We start from the raw sequence: 18,458 nt of genomic DNA, 5'->3' as shown, positions 1-18,458 counted from the left end.
CCTCAACCTCACCGGCGTCACTCGATCAGTGACCACGCTGAAAACGCTCACTGAATCGGCTGTACCGAGAGTTGTACGACGCGTGCGCTGGGAAGTATGCATTGTCGGTGCCATTTGCTCAGCGGTTCTTCGAACTGGCCAAGCGGGGCGGAGCCCATGGCGACGGCTACGGCATGGTCGGTCAGATCACGGCGAACTCGTTCATGAAACGGGAGTTCGGCACGAAGCTCATCGAGGATTTCTTCGCGCACAAGATCGAACTCACCGAGGTCATCGACACGTCGGGGGCGTTCATTCCAGGGCATGGAACGCCGACGATCATTCTGATTGGCAAGCCGCGAAGCGGCAGCGCTCGGTCACGGAGCATCCGCACCGTACGAAGCGTTCAAGGTGAGCCGAGTGCGCCTGAGACCCCTGAGGACGGCTGGGTCTGGCAGGCGATCGTGAACCAGATCCAGAGCCCCGGTTCAGTCAGCCAGTGGGTCTCTGTGGACGACCTCGAGCGTGATCACTACTTCAGTAAGCAGCCATGGATTCTGGCTTCTGGCGGCCTTGAGATCAACCAGGCTATTGAATCGCAGAGCGCGGCGCGACTTACATCTCTAATTCCGCGCGAAATCGGTTTCGCGAGCTTCTCGGGCGTAGATGACGCCTTCTATCTCCCCGCCGACTGGCACCGGAGATTCGAAACACCGGAGCATCTGCAGCGCCCAATGGTTGTGGGCGAAGATATTCGGGACTGGACCCTGACTCCAGCCGACGTGGCGTTGACACCCTACGACAGCAACGGCAAACTCGTGCCACTGGAGCCCAATGCGCCGTGGGGTCGGCATCTGTGGAGCTACAAGCAGATCATGGGGCGGCTCACAGACTTTTCTGGAAAAACACGGTTCGACGCCAATATTCCCTGGTGGTCTTGGTATCGCTGGGTCGCCGATCGGTACAAGACTCGCGAAACCATTTCATTCAGTCATGTTGCAACTCATATGCGCGCGGCGTTTGAAGACTCAGGATTGGCTTATAATCAGCACGCGCCGGTGATTAAGCTACGAGAGGGGGCGCCGGCCGAGGAATACGTACGACTGCTTGGGTTGCTAAATAGCTCCACGGCCGGGTTCTGGCTCAAGATGGTAAGCCACGACAAGGGAATTCGTGGCGAGGGCGGAGGGTTCACTAGCGACGATTGGGAGCGCTTCTACGAGTTCACCGGCACCAAGCTTCAAGAGTTCCCTCTCCCTGCCGAATATCCCGCCGTCCTCGCAGCCGAGCTCGACGCCCTGGCGCAGCAGATCACCACGGCGTCCCCCATCGCCCTTGCGGCCGACACTGTGCCCACTGCTGCCGCTCTCCGCGAGGTCCAAGCCCGTTACAACTCCACCCGCGCCCGCATGATCGCCCTCCAGGAGGAGCTGGATTGGCAGGTGTACTCCCTATACGACCTGCACTCTGAGGACCTACGCCTGCCCGACGCCTCCGCCGTACCCGAACTCGCCCTTGGCGAGCGTGCCTTCGAGATCGTGCTCGCGCGGCGGGTCGTTGCTGGCGAGGCAAGTCGCGAGTGGTTCACGCGGCATGGGTCGACGCTGATCACGGAGATCCCCGCGCACTGGCCCGCCGACTACCGAGCGCTCGTGCAGCGGCGTATCGAGGTCATCGAGTCGAACCGTGCCATCGGCATGGTGGAGCGTCCCGAGTACAAGCGACGCTGGGCCACCGAGGGCTGGGATGCGATGCGGCAGAAGGCGCTGAAGTCCTGGCTGCTCGACCGGATCGAGCATCGCGCGCACTGGTTCGACCCAAGCGGCAACCCCACTATCACCACCCTTGCCCGCCTTGCCGAAAGCCTCTCGGCCGACGAGGACTTCGCGTCCGTTGCCGAGCTGTACGCGCCCCGGCAGGACCTCGCGAAGACCGTACGCGAGCTGCTGTCCGAGGAACACGTGCCGTTCGTGACTGCGCTGCGGTACAAGCCGGCCGGGCAGAAGAAGCGGGCCGACTGGGAGTACGTGTGGGAGAGGCAGCGTGAGGAGGACGCCGCAGCTGACGAGCCCGCCAAGCGGCGGATCCGCAAGGAGACGCCCTTGCCGCCGAAGTACACCTCGGCGGACTTCCTGAAGCCGAGCTACTGGCGGGCGCGTGGCAAGCTCGACGTGCCCAAGGAGCGGTTCGTGTCTTACGGCACGGTCAACGTGCAGTCGCCGGAGCTGTACGGGTGGGCCGGCTGGGACCATTTGGAGCAGGCCCTCGCGCTCGCCTCGTACATCCAACAGGCCGGGCTCGGTGACGACAAGATCGTCCCTTATCTGACCGGGCTACTTGAGCTGCAGCCGTGGCTGGAGCAGTGGTACGGCGAGTACGACCCGGAGTTCGGGGCGTCGCCGGCCGCCGAGATCCTGGCATTCCGGCAGCAGAAGCAGGGCGAGCTCGGGCTGACCGACGACGCGCTGCGGGCCTGGCGCCCGGCCGCCGCCACCCGCGGGGGCGCGAAGAAGGCAGCCGCGCCCAAGAAGCGAACGGGCGCGAAGGCCGCCGTCCAGATGTCCGTCACGGACAACGTCACCGATGCCGCTACCGGCGTAGAGTCCGAATAAGCAGGGCGAGGAGTAGAGACACCATGGCGTTCATGAACAGGAACAACCCTCGCCCCGAGGACCGGCCGCTGCTGCGGGAGTTGATCGACATCCCGGAGTCGGTGTCCACCTCCGACTTCGTGTTGAAACTGAACGAGGCGGTCACCCCCGAGGGGGCCGAGGCGGCGCTGAAGGACTACGTCGTCACCGACCGGCTGCTCGGCAACTTCGACGAGGCACTCGACCTGATCAAGTCTGCGCTCGACAGCCGTTCGTCGAAGGCGGCCTATCTGCACGGCTCGTTCGGTTCCGGTAAGTCCCACTTCATGGCGGTGCTTTACGCGCTGCTGTCGCGGAACCAGGCTGCCCGGGCGCGCGGCGACCTCGACCCAGTGCGGGCCCGTCACTCATGGCTCGACGCTGACCGCAAGTTCCTGCTGGTGCCCTACCACATGCTGGGCTCCAAGTCCCTGGAGCAGCGTGTGCTCGGCAAATACGTAGAGCACGTACGCAAACTGCACCCCGGCTGCCCGCTGCCGCAGGTCTACCGAACCGACGGGCTCTTCGAGGACTTCGCCGAGCAGCGCCGCCGCAACGGCGACGACCGGGTGATCGAGCAGCTCGCTGACGCCGGGGACGGCCAGATGGACGAGTGGGGCGACTCCTTCGCCTGGACCACCGAGCTGTTCGACCAGGCGGTGAACGCGCCGGAGGAGCACGAGAACACCAAGGACCTCGATCTGGAGAATCCCTCCACGCCGCGGGAACTGCGGGCCCGTCTCGTGCAGGACCTCACCCAGACCCTGTTCCCGTCGTTCTCGCGCAACGCCTCTGAAGACGCCGATGGGTTCGTTTCCCTGGACAAGGGGCTCGGGATCATCGCCGCGCATGCCAAGGGCCTCGGGTACGACGGCCTCGTCCTCTTCATGGACGAGCTGATCCTGTGGCTGGCCTCCCGCATCCACGACCAGAGGTTCGTCTCGCGCGAATCCGACAAGATCACGAACTTTGTGGAGGGCGGCGACGAACGGCGCGCCATCCCGGTGGTGTCGTTCATCGCACGCCAGCGCGACCTGCGCGAACTGGTCGGCGAGGAGATGTCGGGGGCCGCCGAGGCCGCCGTGCAGGACAGCCTGAAGCTGAGCGGCGGGCGGTTCGACAAGGTCGTTTTGGAGGACCGCAACCTCCCGCAGATCGCGCAGGCCCGCCTGCTCAAGCCCGCCACCATCGAGGCCGAGGCGAAGGTGGAGGCGGCGTTCGCCGAAGCCAAGAAGCTCGGCCCGGACGTGTGGGTCACCCTGCTTGGCCACGACAAGTCGACCACCGGTGCGGACGAGGACGCGTTCCGGCGGACTTACCCGTTCCCGCCGGCCTTCATGGACACCCTGGTGCACATCTCCGCCGCGCTGCAGCGCTCCCGCACCGGTCTGAAGCTGATGAGCCAGCTGCTCGTCGATCACCGCGACGACTGGCGGCTCGGGCAGCTAGTGCCGCTTGGCGACCTGTACCCGGCGATCGCGGGCGGCGGCGACAAGGCGTTCAGCGGGGAGACCAATGTCCACTTCGAGGCTGCGGACAAGCTGTACCGGGACAAGCTCCGCCCGTACCTGCTGAAGACCAACCAGGTCACCGAGGACCAGGTCGAGGCGTACCAACGCCGTCCTGATGCACTCGGCGACCCACAGCTCGCCGCCCGCTGCCGCGACTTCACCGGAGACAGCCGACTGCTGCAGACCCTGCTGCTCTCCGCCCTCGCGCCCAGTGTGCCTGCGCTCGCCGACCTCACCCTGGCGCGCCTGCACGCCCTCAACCACGGTTCCATCACCACCCGCATCGCGGGCACCGAGGTGGGCCGGCTCGAGCAGAAGGCGAAGGAGTGGGCGGCGACCTTCCCCGAGATCAAGGTCATCGGCACCGGGCCGGGTGCGGTGGTCCGCCTGGAGCTCACCGGCGTCGACCTCGACGCCGTCCTCGCTAACGCCCAGGTCCACAACAACCTGGGTAACCGGCGTGCCAAGATGCGCAGCCTGCTCAAGGACGCGCTCGGCGTCAGCGACGGGCCTGGCGGCTTCGACGCGTACGACGTGCTCAACCTGGTTTGGAAGGGCACCGAGCGGCAGGTCGAGGTGGTCTTCGGCAACGTCGCCGACGTCGACTCGCTGTCCGAGGCGACCTTGCGGCCCAGCCAGGACGACGCCTGGCGGCTCGTCGTCGATTTCCCCTACGACGAGGGCGAGTTCGGTCCGATGGACGACCTGCAGCGGCTGCGTGCCCTGCGGGAGAAGCCGGGCGGCGACTCGCGCACCTTGGCCTGGCTGCCCACCCACCTGACTGACGCCTCCCGCAGTGACTTCGAGCGTCTCGTGGTCATCGACAAGGCCCTCGCCGACGAGGCACGCTTCGACTCCGACTTTGCACGCAGCCTCAACGCCGACGACAAGGCGCGGGCCAAGAGCATGCTCCAGTCGCAGCGCGACATCCTCACCGAGCGTGTCACCCAGGCGCTGCGGCAGGCGTACGGGCTCGCGCAGAAGCAGGAAGGGGTCGTCGACCTCGGCTTCGACACCCACCTGGTCGCCCAGCAGGACGTGCCCGAGCTTCGCCTTCCGCTCGGCGCACCTCTGGACGCCGCAGCCCGCGACCTGGCCGGCAAGCTGCTCACCCACCAGTACCCCGCTCACCCCGACCTGGACCCCGACGGCACCGGCAAACCCGTGAAGGCCGCCGAGATCAAGACCGTCTTCGAGTACGTACGCAAGGCCGCCGAGGACCGCGACGGACAGGTCGAGGTCGACGCCAGGGACCGCAAGACCATCGCACGGATCGCGGGCGGCCTCGGGCTCGGCACCATGCGGGAGGCGTACTACCGGCAGTCCACCACCTGGCCCGATCACTTCACCAGCCAGGCCCGCCGCGACGGCGCCGCCGAACCGACCCTGGTCAAGCTCTCGGACTGGAGCGACCTTCCCCAACCGCGCGGACTGCCCGAGCCCCTGCGCCGACTGGTCGCCGCCGCCTACGCGGAGACAACCGACCGGGTGTGGGTGCGCGGCGGAGTCCCCGTCGAACCCGCGCCGGCACCGCACGAGCTGAAGCGGGACTACGCCCTGCGCGAGCAGCCGCTGCCCAGTGAGGAGGACTGGACAGAGGCGCGCAAGCGTTACGAGACCATCCTCGGGGACCGGGCGCCGCAACTGCGGCGCGGGCGGATCGTCAACCAGTTCGCTGGACAGATCAAGCAGGCCGCCGGCGCGCTCGCCCAGGACGCTGGGCGGCTCGTCGGAGAGCTGGAGAAGCACCGCGATTTCCTCCGCCTCGACGACGACTCGCCCCGGCTCGTCCTCGCGAGGCGGGCGCAGGAGCTGGTCAAGGGGGTAACGGAAGCTGGCATCGAGGCCAAAACCGTCGTGGATAGGCTTGCCCGCTTCGACCTCGGCGACTTCACCGCGCACCGGTACGGTATGTCCCTGAAGAGCGGCGGGAAGGTCGCCTCCGCGCTGCAGAACACCAGCTGGGACCAGCTGGGCCTGGCCGACACTCTCGGTGTCGACGGAGCGGCCATCCTGGAACGGGTGCGGGATACCGCCGCCGGTGATCCGGGTGACTACCCGGACCTGCCTGGAGTGCTGAATGCCGGCGGCCGGGAGGTGCTGTCGCTGTTGAGGTCTCGGCAGGGCACGGCCGAACGTCCCCAACAGCCCGCCACCGCGACGCCGAGTTCCGACCATGTGGACCTGAACGGCGGATCCGCCCACCCTCAGGTTCTGCCGGAGCCGGTGGCGCAGCCGGGGCCCCGTACGCCGTCGCGGTCCGTGACCCGCTCCGGCGGCGGGCGTACCACCGCCGCACGGGCCGCCGCCGAACTGCAGGCGGAGATCGCGGCTCTCGCAGCCGAGAACCCCAACGCCACCGTCGAGGTCGTCTGGAAGGTCGTCGACTGATGTCCGACAGCGTCACCGCAGCGCCCGCGACCGTCGGCCCCGCCCGGCTGCCCGCGGGAACCGTCCGTCAGTACCTCGCCGCCCGCAGCCGCCTCGGCGACGGCGCGGTCCGAGTCCTGTTGCTGCGGGCTGCTCCGGCCTGGGACGGGGCCGCTGTGCAAGAGACGACGGGCGGGCTGCGGGCGCGGGTGGCTGTCGCGCCCTCGGTGCTTGCCGCACACGAGCAGATCCTGGGCCACCTCGACGCGGCAACTCCCCTCAACCCCAAGGTCCTGGTCGTCCTCACCGATTGTGAGGACACCGACCTCGACCCCGGGCTGCTCGCCCGCGTCTACGGCGGAAGGATCCGGTCCGTCGACAACTGGGAGGTTGTGCAGCAGGCGTTCGACGCGCGTGGCCTCGATGGGCGGCTGCGGGGTGAGACCTGGGCGGCCGAAGCGCTCCTCGACGCGGCGGCCACCCGCGGCTGGCCCTCGCTCGGCAAGGGGCTACTCTCCCGCGACGAGGCCCTTACCAGGCTGGCCAGACGCCGACTCAGGCTCGGCCGTTACGACACGGACGCGCTTGGCGGGCCAGCCGCACATGACGACGGAGACCGCATCGACCCCGTCGCGCTCTTCCGATGGACCCTCACTCCCGGTGGCCCCGACCTCCTTTGCGACCTGCGGGGGCCCGAGCGGGCTGGCCTGGCCCGCTTCCTCGCCGAACCCGAGCAGGGCGGCTCCACTGGCAAGATCATCACCGCCCTAGTGAACGCCGAGCACGGGGCGGACGCAGCCGCCTACGCTGTCGTCTGCGCCGCCCTGTGGGGGCACGCAGACGCCGACCACGACCTGTACCGGGCGCGCGGGCGCGCCGAGCGCTGGCTCGGCGACCGGCCGCCCGCCCAGGGCGACGACCTCGACAGACTCCTGGCCTCCTTCGGACACAGCGGCGAGGCGTACGTCCGCGGCCTCGTCGACCGGGGCGAGCACCGGCTCGCCGACCCTGTCCTGACCCGGGCCGCACAGCTCGTCTCCCAGTTCGGGGCACAGTCCGCCGCCGCTGCCAGCCCTGTGCTCTCGGCCGGACTTGACGCCCGCTTCACCGCCGCGGGCCGCGCCCTCGCGGAGGGCGGCACCGAGACGGTCACTGGCGCCGTGACCGCGCTGGCCGAGCACGCCCTGGCCGCCGACGGCGCCACCCGGGCCCGGATCGAGCGGGTTCGGATGGCGGCGCGGCTGCGGCGGTGGCTGGCCAGTCAGCCTGGGGCCGACATCGCCTCGGTGGCAGACGGCACCGCCCGCCAAATCCGCGAACTTGGGTGGGTGGACCGGGCCTTGGAACACCTGGAAGCGGGCGGCGACTCGGACGGCGTACTCGCTGACACGTACAGCCGGATCGGTGCGCAGGTGCGGGCCGATCGCCGCGAGTTCGACCGCGCGTTCTCCGAGCGGCTCGCGGTGTGGACCGGGGATGGCACCGCCCCCCGCACCATGCTCACCGTGGAAAGCTTCCTGAGCCGCGTCGTCGCACCCGTCGTGGCCTGCCCCGGGCGACGGGTCCTGCTCCTCCTCGTCGACGGAATGAGCGCGGCGATAGCCGCAGAGCTCGGCGAAGAACTGCGCGGACAGTGGGCGGAGTTCGATCCGCTTCCCGACGCAACCGGAGCGCCTGTCCGCCGTGCCGTGGCCGCTGCGCTGCCCACCCTCACCACCGTATCCCGCACCTCGCTGTTCGCTGGCACGCTGATGAAGGGCGACCAGAGCGACGAGAAGCGGCTCTTCCCCCAGCACTCCTGCTGGAACGGGGCTCCGGCGGCCGTCTTCCATAAGGACGACCTGCGCGGCCCCGACACCGGCTCGCCCTTCTCCACCGCCCTCACCGAAGCCCTCGCCGACGAACGCACCCATGTCGCGGTCGTCCTCAACACCGTCGACGACCGCCTCGCCAAGGAGCAGAAGCTCGGCGACGGCGCTTGGCAGACCAAGGAGATAGGCGGTCTGGAACCACTGCTCCGGGCCGCCCGCGCGAATGACATGGCCGTGCTCCTCACCTCCGACCACGGCCACGTGATCGAGCGGCGCGGCAACAAGCTCGACACGGCCGGCGGCACCATCGGCTCGGCCCGCCATCGCACCCCCGGCGGACCCGTCGCACCGGCCGAAATCGAGCTGTCCGGACCTCGGGTGGTCTGGCCGGAGCCCGGATCACGGATCGTCGCGCTGCGGGATCACGACACCCGATACACCGCGCTCAAGGCGGGCTACCACGGCGGGGCGACCCTCGCAGAGTTCACCATCCCCCTGCTCGCCCTGCTGCCATTCGGCGCCGAGCCGCCCACCGGATGGCGGGAGCTGGCCGACCCGGCACCCTCCTGGTGGACAGAGGACGCGGAGGGCGTTGCCGCAGTCGAGGCCAATACCAAGATCGAAGCTGCCGCTGATGCCGCGCCCGACGCCTCCGGGGCGAGCCCTCGCCGCAAACAGACCAGGAAGGCCCTCCCGCCCGTGCCCGAGGGCGCCATCAGTCTGTTCGGCGAGGACGAGGTGGCGCCCCCCGCACCGCAGCAACCTGCCGACTCCGTGGCCGACCCCGAGCCCACACCCTCCTCCAGCCAGACCGAAGACCCTGCTGTCGCCCTGGTCGAGCGCCTCATGGCCACCGAGCTGTACCAGGCACAGCTGGAGCTGCTCGCCCGAAAGCCACGCGACAGGACCGTCCTCCCAAAGGCGCTGGTGGCGCTCGTCGAGGCCGGCACCCTGCCGATGACCGCTCTTGCCGAACGAGCGGACCAGCCCGCCACCCGCGCTCCCGGCTTCGCCGCGACCCTGGCCCAACTCCTCAACTACGACGGCGCCCAGATCCTGGAGATCCTCCCCGACAACCGCACCCTTCGCCTGCACCGAGCTCAGCTGATCGAGCAGTTCGGGCTGTGAACCGGAGCTCTGCGGCTGCGACGGGCGGGGGCGGTTCACCACTCCGCCCGTCCGCGCACCGGCCGCCCGGTCTCAACATGGGGGTCCGGCCCTGGGCATCACTTCGGTCGTCACCACCAGTGCCGGACTGGGAAAGGTTCGACCCGCGCGCCCGTTCATGCACGGCCTCGACGGGGAGCACAGCAGGATGCAGGCGGCGTTCCGGGCGCCATCGCGTTTGCCCACGTCAGATCCGCATGAGCAGGCACTCAGTGCTCGACGGTGTTGCCATAAGACCTCCTCGGCGACGAACGACCGTAGCCAGAAGCGCTCTTGTCCGCGGCCCCACCGTCAACACAGCACCCACTCTCCAGCATGCGGAATGGAGGTGCGCTGGTCACCGTCAGCAGTAGGGTGCTGTCCTGCTCCAGGGAGGTACGACCATGGAAGACGAACCCCTCGATCGCTGGGCCGCACGCCGACAAGGCCGCCTGCGCAAGCCAGGCGCGATGAAAGCCATCACCCTTGGCGCCGGGCCCCAGCGCGCCGCCCACCTGGATCCTGGCGCGCCACGCATGATCTTGGAGTGGGACGGCTTCGCCTGGCAGCCGTTGATGACGGTCGAGGACTACGCCGCGGCCTGCCGCGCACTCAGTCCGGCGCCCGAAGCCGCGGCAGCCACCCAGGCCGAGAGGGCCGGCGCCATCACCAGACGTAGCCCCATGGGCCCGGGAACCGGACGTCACCGAAAGCCTCGAGCCTGAACCATGCCGAACGCCCGCCTCGCTGAGGTCCCCGCCGACGTCCTGGCCCTGGTCGAAGCCCACATTGGGGCCGTCGTCGCGTACGAAACCGTCGGCGGCGGACTGAACAGCGAGATCGCCGCCCGCATCCACGCCGCCGACACCACAGTGTTCGTGAAAGGCCTGCGCAGCGACCACCGACGCGTTTGGACGCAGCAGCGCGAGGCCGACATCAACCCCAGCGTCAAGCACCTCGCCCCCGCCGTCCTGTGGCACATCCAGGCCTCCGGCTGGGACCTGTTGGGGTTCCAGGACATACACGGCCGCCACGCCGACTACACCCCCGGCTCGCCCGATCTCTCCCTCGTCGCCGACGCCATGACGCGGCTCTCCTCCATCACCTCGCCGGACATCGTGATGCGGTCGATGGCGGACAGGATGAAGGCGCACAGCAAAAATCCAGAGCTGTTCGCCGGCGCGGCCCTGCTTCACACCGACTGGTTCCCGACCAACGTCCTCGTTTGCCGGGAGCGCGCCGTCTTGGTGGACTGGGCATGGGCCTCGCGCGGGGCTGCGTGGATCGACCCGGCGCTGTGGGTGGTCTGGCTCATCAAGAGCGGCCACATGCCGGAGGAGGCCGAGCGGTGGGCTGCCCGAGTCCCCGCCTGGAACACGGCCCCGCCCGCCGCCGTCACCGCCTTCGCCAAGGCCACCGTCGGCGTGTGGGAGGAGACCGCCGAGGGCGAGCCGGCGCGATGGGTGCTGGAGATGCTCCAGGCCGCCACGGCCTGGTACAACGCTCGCTGATCTACACACCGCGTGCCCCGCCCCGCCCCAGCACCATCGGGTCCGAGGCACCCCGCATGTTGAGGCGGGGCGGAATCTCTATGCGGGCCCGGTGCCCTTGAGGACCGACTCCAGGCTTTCCCCGTTCTCCGCCCACCGCCGCAACTCCTCGCGGCCGATCAGCCGCGCCCGGAAGTGTTCCGCCGCCCACCCCTTCGCCCCGCCGGTGAGCCTTCCATTGGTCACGACGACGGGCAGCGTCGAGGGGTGCGTGGCCATGGCCCCGCCGTACAGGTGCTGCACGACGGGCTGGCCCACCGAGCCACTGCCGCGGGTGAAGTGTTTTGCCTGCACCATCACGAACCGCCCGAGGGGGTCGGCCCCGAGGACATCGGCGCCCATGTCGCCAGCACCGCCGCCGGAGCGGATGATCCGGTATCCGTCGCGGTCGAGGAGGTCGGCGATCAGCTGCTCGAACTGGCTGTGGTGCAGCTCGTCGATCTCCTCCAAGGCCATCAATGTGGGCTCCTGGAGAAGGGGGCCGTCGAGGGCCTCCATGGTCACCCGCCGGAGCGCGGCCAACCACAAGGTGATGTCCTCGTACATGGTGCGGGTAAACGTCGCGTGCTCGGCGTAGCGCTTGACGAACAGGGCGGTCGGCCCGAAGAGGCTCCCGCCCTCCACCCTCAGCAGCGGCGACGAGGCGTGATCGAAGGTGTCCGAGATCTCGTCCACCCAGTTCCAACCGGGGGAGTACGGGGGTGAGATCCCGATCCGACCGGATAGGCGCTCGGCTTCCTGCCTGCGCCGGACCGACTTCAGGTCGGCCGCCATGAGCTCCTGGAAGAATTCGATGAGCGCGTCATCCACTTCGCCAGCTTCGTCGTCACACTGCTTCACGTCGTGCAGGAGGCGGTGATCAGCCTCAACCAGGCCGAGAGCGAGGGCATCGGTCCGGGGGGCGCGGGTGACGGTCTCCTGGTGAGCCCGCAACACCGTGGCGCAGCGCTCCAGCCTGCCTTGCAGGATCATCAGCCGCTGACGCATGCCCTCGGTACCTGTCTCCGTGCCGGGCAGCAAGGCCTGCCCGAACTCCGGCCCTGGTGATGCCGGTCGCCGAGTGGCCGGCCGCGCCGTGCTCGAATCGATACTCAAGGTCCCCCCTCGGATGTTTCACGCCGAGGGAAAGCCTAGGTGATGCCACGTCAGGCCCAACTGGGCCCCGTTCCTAGATGTCACCGAGGACGCGATCACCGAAGGAGCCTCGGGATATTGTGTCCACAACGGCTCGGGCTCACGTGCCGCAGCCGGTCCCGTTCGTCCTCGCACTGCAACTCGTATGCGGCAGCCGGATGGGAGACTGTTCGGGTGAACGCCTTTGGATCTTCAGCTTCTGGGGTCGCCATCCCGGTTGGTGCCGTGCGACGGCGCTCAGTGATGGACGCGCTGCGGCGCGGCGCCGTCCCCGAGAGCGGCCTCGACCTGCTCGCCACCGGACTCGGCCGCTTCGAGCGGGCAGTCGACGAGGAACTGGACACCGTCGCCGCCGGCGGCTCGGTGTTCAAGGCCGTGCGCGGCGAGTACGGATCCGGCAAGACCTTCTTCACCCGCTGGCTCGGCGAACGCGCCAAACGACGCACCTTCGCCGTAGCTGAAGTACAGGTGTCGGAGACCGAGACCCCTCTGCACAAGCTGGAAACCGTCTACCGGCGACTCACCGAACGCCTGACCACCCCTAGCTTCCCGCCCAGCGCCCTGCGGCCGGTCGCCGACGCCTGGTTCTACGCACTGGAGGAGGACGCACTCGCCGACGACGCCCGCGAGAGCGAACTGCCGCAGGCCGTGGAGCGGCTGCTCACCGCCCGCCTGGCCGAGGTGTCCCGACACGCCCCCGCGTTCGCCACCGCCCTGCGCGGATACAAGCAGTCCCTGGATGCTGGCGACGAGGCGACCGCTGCTGCGGTCATGGCCTGGCTCGGCGGCCAGCCACACGTCGCCGCAGCAGCCCGCCGCAGTGCGGGCGTCCGCGGCGACCTCGACCACTTCGGTGCCTTCGGCTTCCTTCAGGGCCTGCTCACAGTGCTCCGGGACGCCGGCCACGCCGGACTCATCCTCGTCCTGGACGAAGTGGAGACCCTGCAACGGGTCCGCTCCGACGCCCGCGACAAGGCACTCAACGCGCTGCGGCAGCTCATCGACGAGGTATACTCCGGCCGCTTCCCCGGCCTGTACCTCGTCATCACCGGCACGCCCGCCTTCTACGACGGACAGCAGGGCGTACAACGACTCGCTCCCCTCGCCCAGCGCCTCGCCACCGACTTCACCACCGACCCTCGCTTCGACAATCCCCGCGCCGTCCAGATCCGGCTGCCTGGATTCACCGAGGAGTCACTGACCGGCCTGGGCGCCACCATCCGTGACCTGTACGCCGAAGGCTCCCAGTCCCCCGACCGCATCAAGCAGCTTGCCGACGACGCCTACCTCACCGACCTGGCACGAGCTGTGGGCGGGGCCCTCGGAGGAAAGGTCGGAGTAGCACCACGGCTGTACCTGAAGAAGCTGGTCGGAGACGTACTCGACCGGATCGACCAGTTCCCCGACTTCGACCCGCGCACGCACTACAAGCTGACCGTGGGCAGCGGTGACCTCACCGCCACCGAACGGAACTTCGCCGCTCCCGCGCCGGCCGCCTCGGCAGACGACCTCGACCTCGAGCTCTGAAGACCCATTCTCCGAAGTCCCGAACTCTGACGACCAGCGCAGGAGCCACACACGTGCAGGAGCATCCCCACGGCACCGATCCGCTGGAACGCCTCGACCCGGTAGTCCTGCACCACATCGTCAACACGCTCGGGTGGCCCGATCTGCGCCCCCTGCAGAAGGCCTCCGTGCATCCGCTGATGGACGGCGAGGACGCGATCCTTCTCGCACCGACAGCAGGCGGGAAGACAGAGGCCGCCACCTTCCCGCTGCTGTCCGCCATGCGAGACAAGCGCTGGACCGGCACCTCCGTCCTCTACCTGGCCCCGCTCAAGGCGCTCCTGAACAACCTGGTGCACCGAGTCGACAGCTACGCCCAGTGGCTGGGACGCCGAGCCGCCCTCTGGCATGGCGACACCCCAGAGTCCGTCCGCCGCCGCATCCGAGCCGAGTCCCCCGACTTCCTGCTCACCACGCCCGAGTCCCTCGAAGCAATGCTCATCAGCGTCAAGACCGACCACGCGCACATGCTGGGCCGGGTGCGTGCCGTCGTGGTCGACGAGGTGCACGCCTTCGCCGGGGACGACCGTGGCTGGCACCTGCTCGCCGTGCTTGAGCGCCTGGAGCGACTGGCAGGCCGTCGCATCCAGCGGATCGGCCTCTCCGCCACCGTCGGAAACCCCGACACCCTGCTGACTTGGCTCCAGGGCGCCAGCCCTGCCGGTCGGCCCGGCCTGGTCGTCGCCCCCGGAGTCACCCTGCCCGCCATCACCGACACCGCCGCAGCTGACTCCGGCGAACTCCCGCGCCCCGCAGGAGAGGTGGAGCTCGACTACGTCGGATCGCTCGCCAACGCCGCCAAGGTGATCTCCGCCCTGCACCGGGGCGAGAAGCGGCTCGTCTTCTGCGACTCCCGCAAACAGGTGGAAGAACTCGGTGCGGCACTGCGCGCCCGCGACGTCACGGTGTTCCTCTCCCACGCCTCGCTCTCCACCGCCGAACGCGCCCGCTCTGAGCAGGCGTTCGCAGAAGCCCGCGACTGCGTCATCGTCTCCACCTCCACCCTGGAACTCGGCATCGACGTCGGCGACCTCGACCGCGTCATCCAGATCGACTCACCCAGCAGCGTGGCCTCCTTCCTGCAGCGGATCGGCCGCACCGGACGCCGCACCGGAACCTCCCGCAACTGCCTGTTCCTCGCCACCCGCCCCGACACCCTGCTCCAAGCAGCCGGCCTGCTCACCCTGTGGGCCCACGGTTGGGTGGAACCTGTCACCCCGCCACCCTCACCCCGCCACCTCGTGGCACAACAACTCCTCGCCGTCACCCTGCAGGAACACCGCATCGGCGACCGCCTGTGGCCCGAGCAATGGAACGGCCTCGCCCCCTTCGACCGCTCCGCCGCCCCCCTCCTGTCCCACCTGGTCGAAGGCGGCTTCCTCGACAGCGACGGCGGCATGCTGTTCATCGGCCCCGAGGCCGAGAAGCACTTCGGCCGCCGGCACTTCATGGAGCTGACCGCCTCCTTCACCGCTCCCCCCGAGTTCACCGTGCTCGCTGGACGCACCGAGATCGGCACCACGGACCCCACCGTCCTCACGGAGGAACGCCAGGGCCCGCGCCGCCTGCTCCTGGCCGGCCGCAGCTGGCAGGTCACCTTCATCGACTGGGCCCGACGGCGAGCCTTCGTCGAACCCGTCGAGGACGGCGGCATCGCCAAATGGCAGGGCAGCGAAGCCCGTGGCCTGTCGTACGCACTGACCCGCGCCATGCGCGACGTCCTCCTCGGCACCGACCCCGACGTCCGCCTCACCCGCCGCGCCACAACGGCCCTCGCCGAGCTCCGCATGGACCGTGCACCCCACGAGGTGCACCCGGCGGGCACCCTGCTGGTCCGCGACGCGGACGCCGCCCGCTGGTGGACTTGGGCCGGTTACCGCGCCAACGCCACCCTCGCAGCCTCCCTCGGCAACCTAGCCGACCCCGTACAGCGACCAACCGACACTCATATCCGGCTCCGCCAGGACCTCTCCCCCACCGACTGGAAAGCCGCCCGCGCCGAACTCCCCGACTCCCTCACTCTCCCCACCGTCGACCAGCGCGCCGTTCGCGGCCTGAAGTTCTCGGTGGCCCTCCCTCCCCGCATCGCCACCACCACGCTCGCCGAACGGCTAGCCGACTTCGACGGCGCCCTCGCCGCAGCCCGCGAGCCCGTACGGGTGGAATGGGGCGCTTGAACAGCCAAGCACGCGGCCTGTCGGCCCTCGGCGACAACCGTGGCCGTCCAGCCCGGTGCGCAGGCAGGCGCCATCCGTGAGCACCGTGGCGCCCCCGGACGGACGATGTCCCGACTGACCGGCTAGTACTCCAGTGACTTCGCGATCTACGCGCCGATCAGAGGGCCCGACCCTGGTGGTGCTGGACACCCAGAGTGTCCACGCGGCTGCCGGGGTCCCTGCCTCCACGACCGGCCGGGACGCCGGGAAACGAGTGCCGGGCCGCAAGCGGGGCCTGGCCCTGGACTTGCTGGGCCTGGTCATCGCAGTCGTCGTCCTCGCCGCGAACACGCACGACAACGCCGCAGGCATCGCCCTGGTCGCCGAGAACGCGCTGGTCGACCAAGGCTTCAAGAACCAGGTCGCCGCCCACCGCACCCGCCTGGGCATCGACGTCGAGACCGTCGAACGCAACCCGCAGGTCCGCATACAGATCGGCGACCTGCAGACCCGGCGGCGTGAGGCCGAGAAGCACGTCGAACACCTTGTGATCACCCGGAAGACCGTCACCCGGCCTTGCCGACCGGCTTCCCGCCCAGGCCGCCTCGCCCGGCCTGCCCGAGTACCCGGACTACCCCCGTATCCTCACCGTCTTCAACGAGGCGACCAGACCACTGCGGGCCAAGGACGTCTGCGATGCCCTCGACCACGAACTGCTGCCGAAGAACATCGAAGGCACCCGCGCCAAGCTGAAACGCCTGGTCAAGCTCGACATCCTCACCGAGATCGACACCGGCAGCTTCACCAGGAAGCAGTAGCCGACTGAGCGCGGCGACCGTCTCCCCTGCCCCAGCCTCACCCGGAAATGGACATCACCTTACGAACCGCCCTCTCAAGGCCGGGACCAAGGATGGGTACTACTAGCCTGCGTCGGCTGAACCAGGGAACGCCTCCTCGCGGTCGCAGCAGATCCGTTGGTCTGCGGCCATCGCTGCCATCCCTCACAGTCGCGGCGCGTTGCCTGATCACGCGCGCCTTGCACTAGGCCAAGGCGCCCAAGCTACTCAGCACAAGAAGCAGCAAGGTGCACGCCGCCGCGAACGCTACCCCGCCCCGAGCCAGGCATGAGGGCATCCGCGCGCCTTCGTGACGAGCGAGGATGCCGGCCACGAGGCCCACGATGACGGCACTGAGCACTGCAGTCAGAACCAGGAGGGCCCTGACTACCACGGTCAGACTCAACTTCAACCTCCGATGACACGCTTCGTCTGTCGTGAATCAGCATTGCCCCAGCTCAGCTGCGCACACTACGATTCAGGACTACAACGAAACATCTCGGGACTACACAGGATTTCACCGGATTATTCGAGAGTTGGGAGTCAGCGTGGGACGACGACCCAGCCAGCTCAGCCCCGACGACCCTCTACAGGCCTTCGCCATCGAGCTGAGGGCCCTCAGGGATGTCGCCGGTACGGCCGGCGCCCCGGCGGCCACATGCAAGACCGCCGGGATCAATCGCACCACCTATTACGCATGGCTGTCCGGAAAGCAGCTGCCAGGCCGCGATGCCCTTGAACGCGTAGTTCGCACATGGAGCGGCGACGTCTCGTACTGGCTGGATCGCCGCCGACATGCCGAGGAGGAAGCTGGCATGCGGATGACCAGCGGGCCACGTCGTCGAACGTCGGCAGCCACCGAAGACGTCGAGCCTTCTACATCCCCACCTCAGGGGATCAGAGACCGAAATCTCCAAAAGGCTGGAGACTTGCTGAAATACATTGGCTTCACTGGAACACAGCGAGGCCTGTTCGCCAGTTATACGGTGCTGGCGCTCGCAGAGATCACACCAGAGGGAACCTGGCAGGAAGCCAGGAACCCGATCCTGCGAGCAACTGAAATAATGGAATGGATCCGAAACGCCTACGGTAAAAGCTACGCCACCAACAGCAGAGAAACGCTCCGCCGGTCAATCCTCCACCCGCTGATGGACAATCATTTCGTAGTCTCCAATCCGGACAAGCCAGATCGTCAAATCAATTCCCCCAAGTGGTGCTACCAGTTGAGCGACCGGGCAATACAGCTGGTTCAAAAGCACGGGCAGGACGATTTCTGGCACGCCCTGCGCCTATATCACCAGTGGCAACCACATGAGACACGCTCAACCACTACCGACTATCGCGAGGGTCCGCCCTAAACGGAGTAGTTAGCTGGCGGAAGAATTGGACCACACACTGGGCACAGCGGACGACATTCGGCGGGCGATCTTTTGCTCACCCTTGCTTCAACCCTGGAAGGCCCGGTGGTGGCTCGGAGTTCATATATCCAGGGGTCGCAGCAGACTCGGTGCCAGACACTGGGGGCCTGCGTATTCGATCCGCAGATGGGGGGTTGGTGAGCTCCTGCCTGGCCAGTTGGATGGCGCGAAGCAAGTCGCTTGGCAGGCACTCCCAGGGATACCGATATCGATGCGCATAGAGATCGTGTTCACGATTTCTCGCAGATCGTGAACACGGGCTGCGGCGCCTAGCTTTCTACGCCCTACCCGCCACACAGTGAGCGTTTTCAGCGTTGCCTCTCCAGAGTGAGGACAGCCTTGGTGATGACG

General features: G+C 68.3%; 8 protein-coding genes and 2 pseudogenes. 9 read left to right on the top strand and 1 reads right to left on the bottom strand.

Going from position 1 to position 18,458, the window contains the following annotated elements; genetic code table 11:
• Positions 1-44 precede the first annotated feature (44 nt).
• From pglX to ACZ6ZT_RS34380, 5 genes and pseudogenes are all read left to right on the top strand, one after another.
• Positions 45-2,591 (top strand): annotated as a pseudogene (gene pglX, locus ACZ6ZT_RS34400) (BREX-2 system adenine-specific DNA-methyltransferase PglX); the annotation flags it as partial.
• A 23-nt stretch (positions 2,592-2,614) separates the two neighbouring features.
• A complete protein-coding gene (gene pglY, locus ACZ6ZT_RS34395; RefSeq protein ID WP_469724351.1) occupies positions 2,615-6,511 on the top strand; it encodes a BREX-2 system ATPase PglY in 3,897 nt (1,298 codons plus the stop codon).
• Positions 6,511-9,429 carry a BREX-2 system phosphatase PglZ gene (gene pglZ / locus ACZ6ZT_RS34390; protein ID WP_469724350.1) on the top strand — a complete coding sequence of 973 codons (2,919 nt, stop codon included), beginning with the start codon at positions 6,511-6,513 and terminating at the stop codon, positions 9,427-9,429. Before pglY ends, pglZ begins: the two co-directional genes overlap by 1 nt.
• A 422-nt stretch (positions 9,430-9,851) precedes the next feature.
• Complete coding sequence (locus ACZ6ZT_RS34385) at positions 9,852-10,172, top strand: DUF6087 family protein (protein WP_469724348.1); 321 nt, start codon at positions 9,852-9,854, stop codon at positions 10,170-10,172.
• 3 nt (positions 10,173-10,175) lie between these two features.
• Positions 10,176-10,958 carry a protein kinase family protein gene (locus ACZ6ZT_RS34380; protein ID WP_469724347.1) on the top strand — a complete coding sequence of 261 codons (783 nt, stop codon included), beginning with the start codon at positions 10,176-10,178 and terminating at the stop codon, positions 10,956-10,958.
• A gap of 78 nt (positions 10,959-11,036) precedes the next feature.
• On the opposite strand, the gene ACZ6ZT_RS34375 is transcribed toward ACZ6ZT_RS34380, so the two are convergent.
• Positions 11,037-11,984, bottom strand: coding sequence for a restriction endonuclease (locus ACZ6ZT_RS34375; RefSeq protein ID WP_469724345.1), 948 nt, complete (start codon positions 11,982-11,984; stop codon positions 11,037-11,039).
• 357 nt (positions 11,985-12,341) lie between these two features.
• Here ACZ6ZT_RS34375 and brxD point away from each other — a divergent pair, with 357 nt between their 5' ends.
• The 4 genes and pseudogenes from brxD (at position 12,342) to ACZ6ZT_RS34355 (ending at position 18,047) form a co-directional block, all read left to right on the top strand.
• The gene (gene brxD, locus ACZ6ZT_RS34370) at positions 12,342-13,658 is read left to right on the top strand and encodes a BREX system ATP-binding protein BrxD (protein WP_469724352.1); all 1,317 of its coding nucleotides are present in this window, start codon (positions 12,342-12,344) and stop codon (positions 13,656-13,658) included.
• A 53-nt stretch (positions 13,659-13,711) separates the two neighbouring features.
• Positions 13,712-15,874, top strand: coding sequence for a DEAD/DEAH box helicase (locus ACZ6ZT_RS34365; RefSeq protein WP_469724344.1), 2,163 nt, complete (start codon positions 13,712-13,714; stop codon positions 15,872-15,874).
• Between the two features lie 151 nt (positions 15,875-16,025).
• Positions 16,026-16,448, top strand: a pseudogene (locus tag ACZ6ZT_RS34360) (transposase); the annotation flags it as partial.
• 789 nt (positions 16,449-17,237) lie between these two features.
• On the top strand, positions 17,238-18,047 hold the full coding sequence (locus ACZ6ZT_RS34355; RefSeq protein WP_469724343.1) for a hypothetical protein: 810 nt from the start codon (positions 17,238-17,240) through the stop codon (positions 18,045-18,047).
• Positions 18,048-18,458: the final 411 nt, after the last annotated feature.

It is taken from the genome of Streptomyces sp. NPDC102258 (assembly GCF_055584685.1).
Note: the sequence above shows the minus strand (reverse complement) of the source record. Positions and strands in the feature narration are given on the sequence as shown.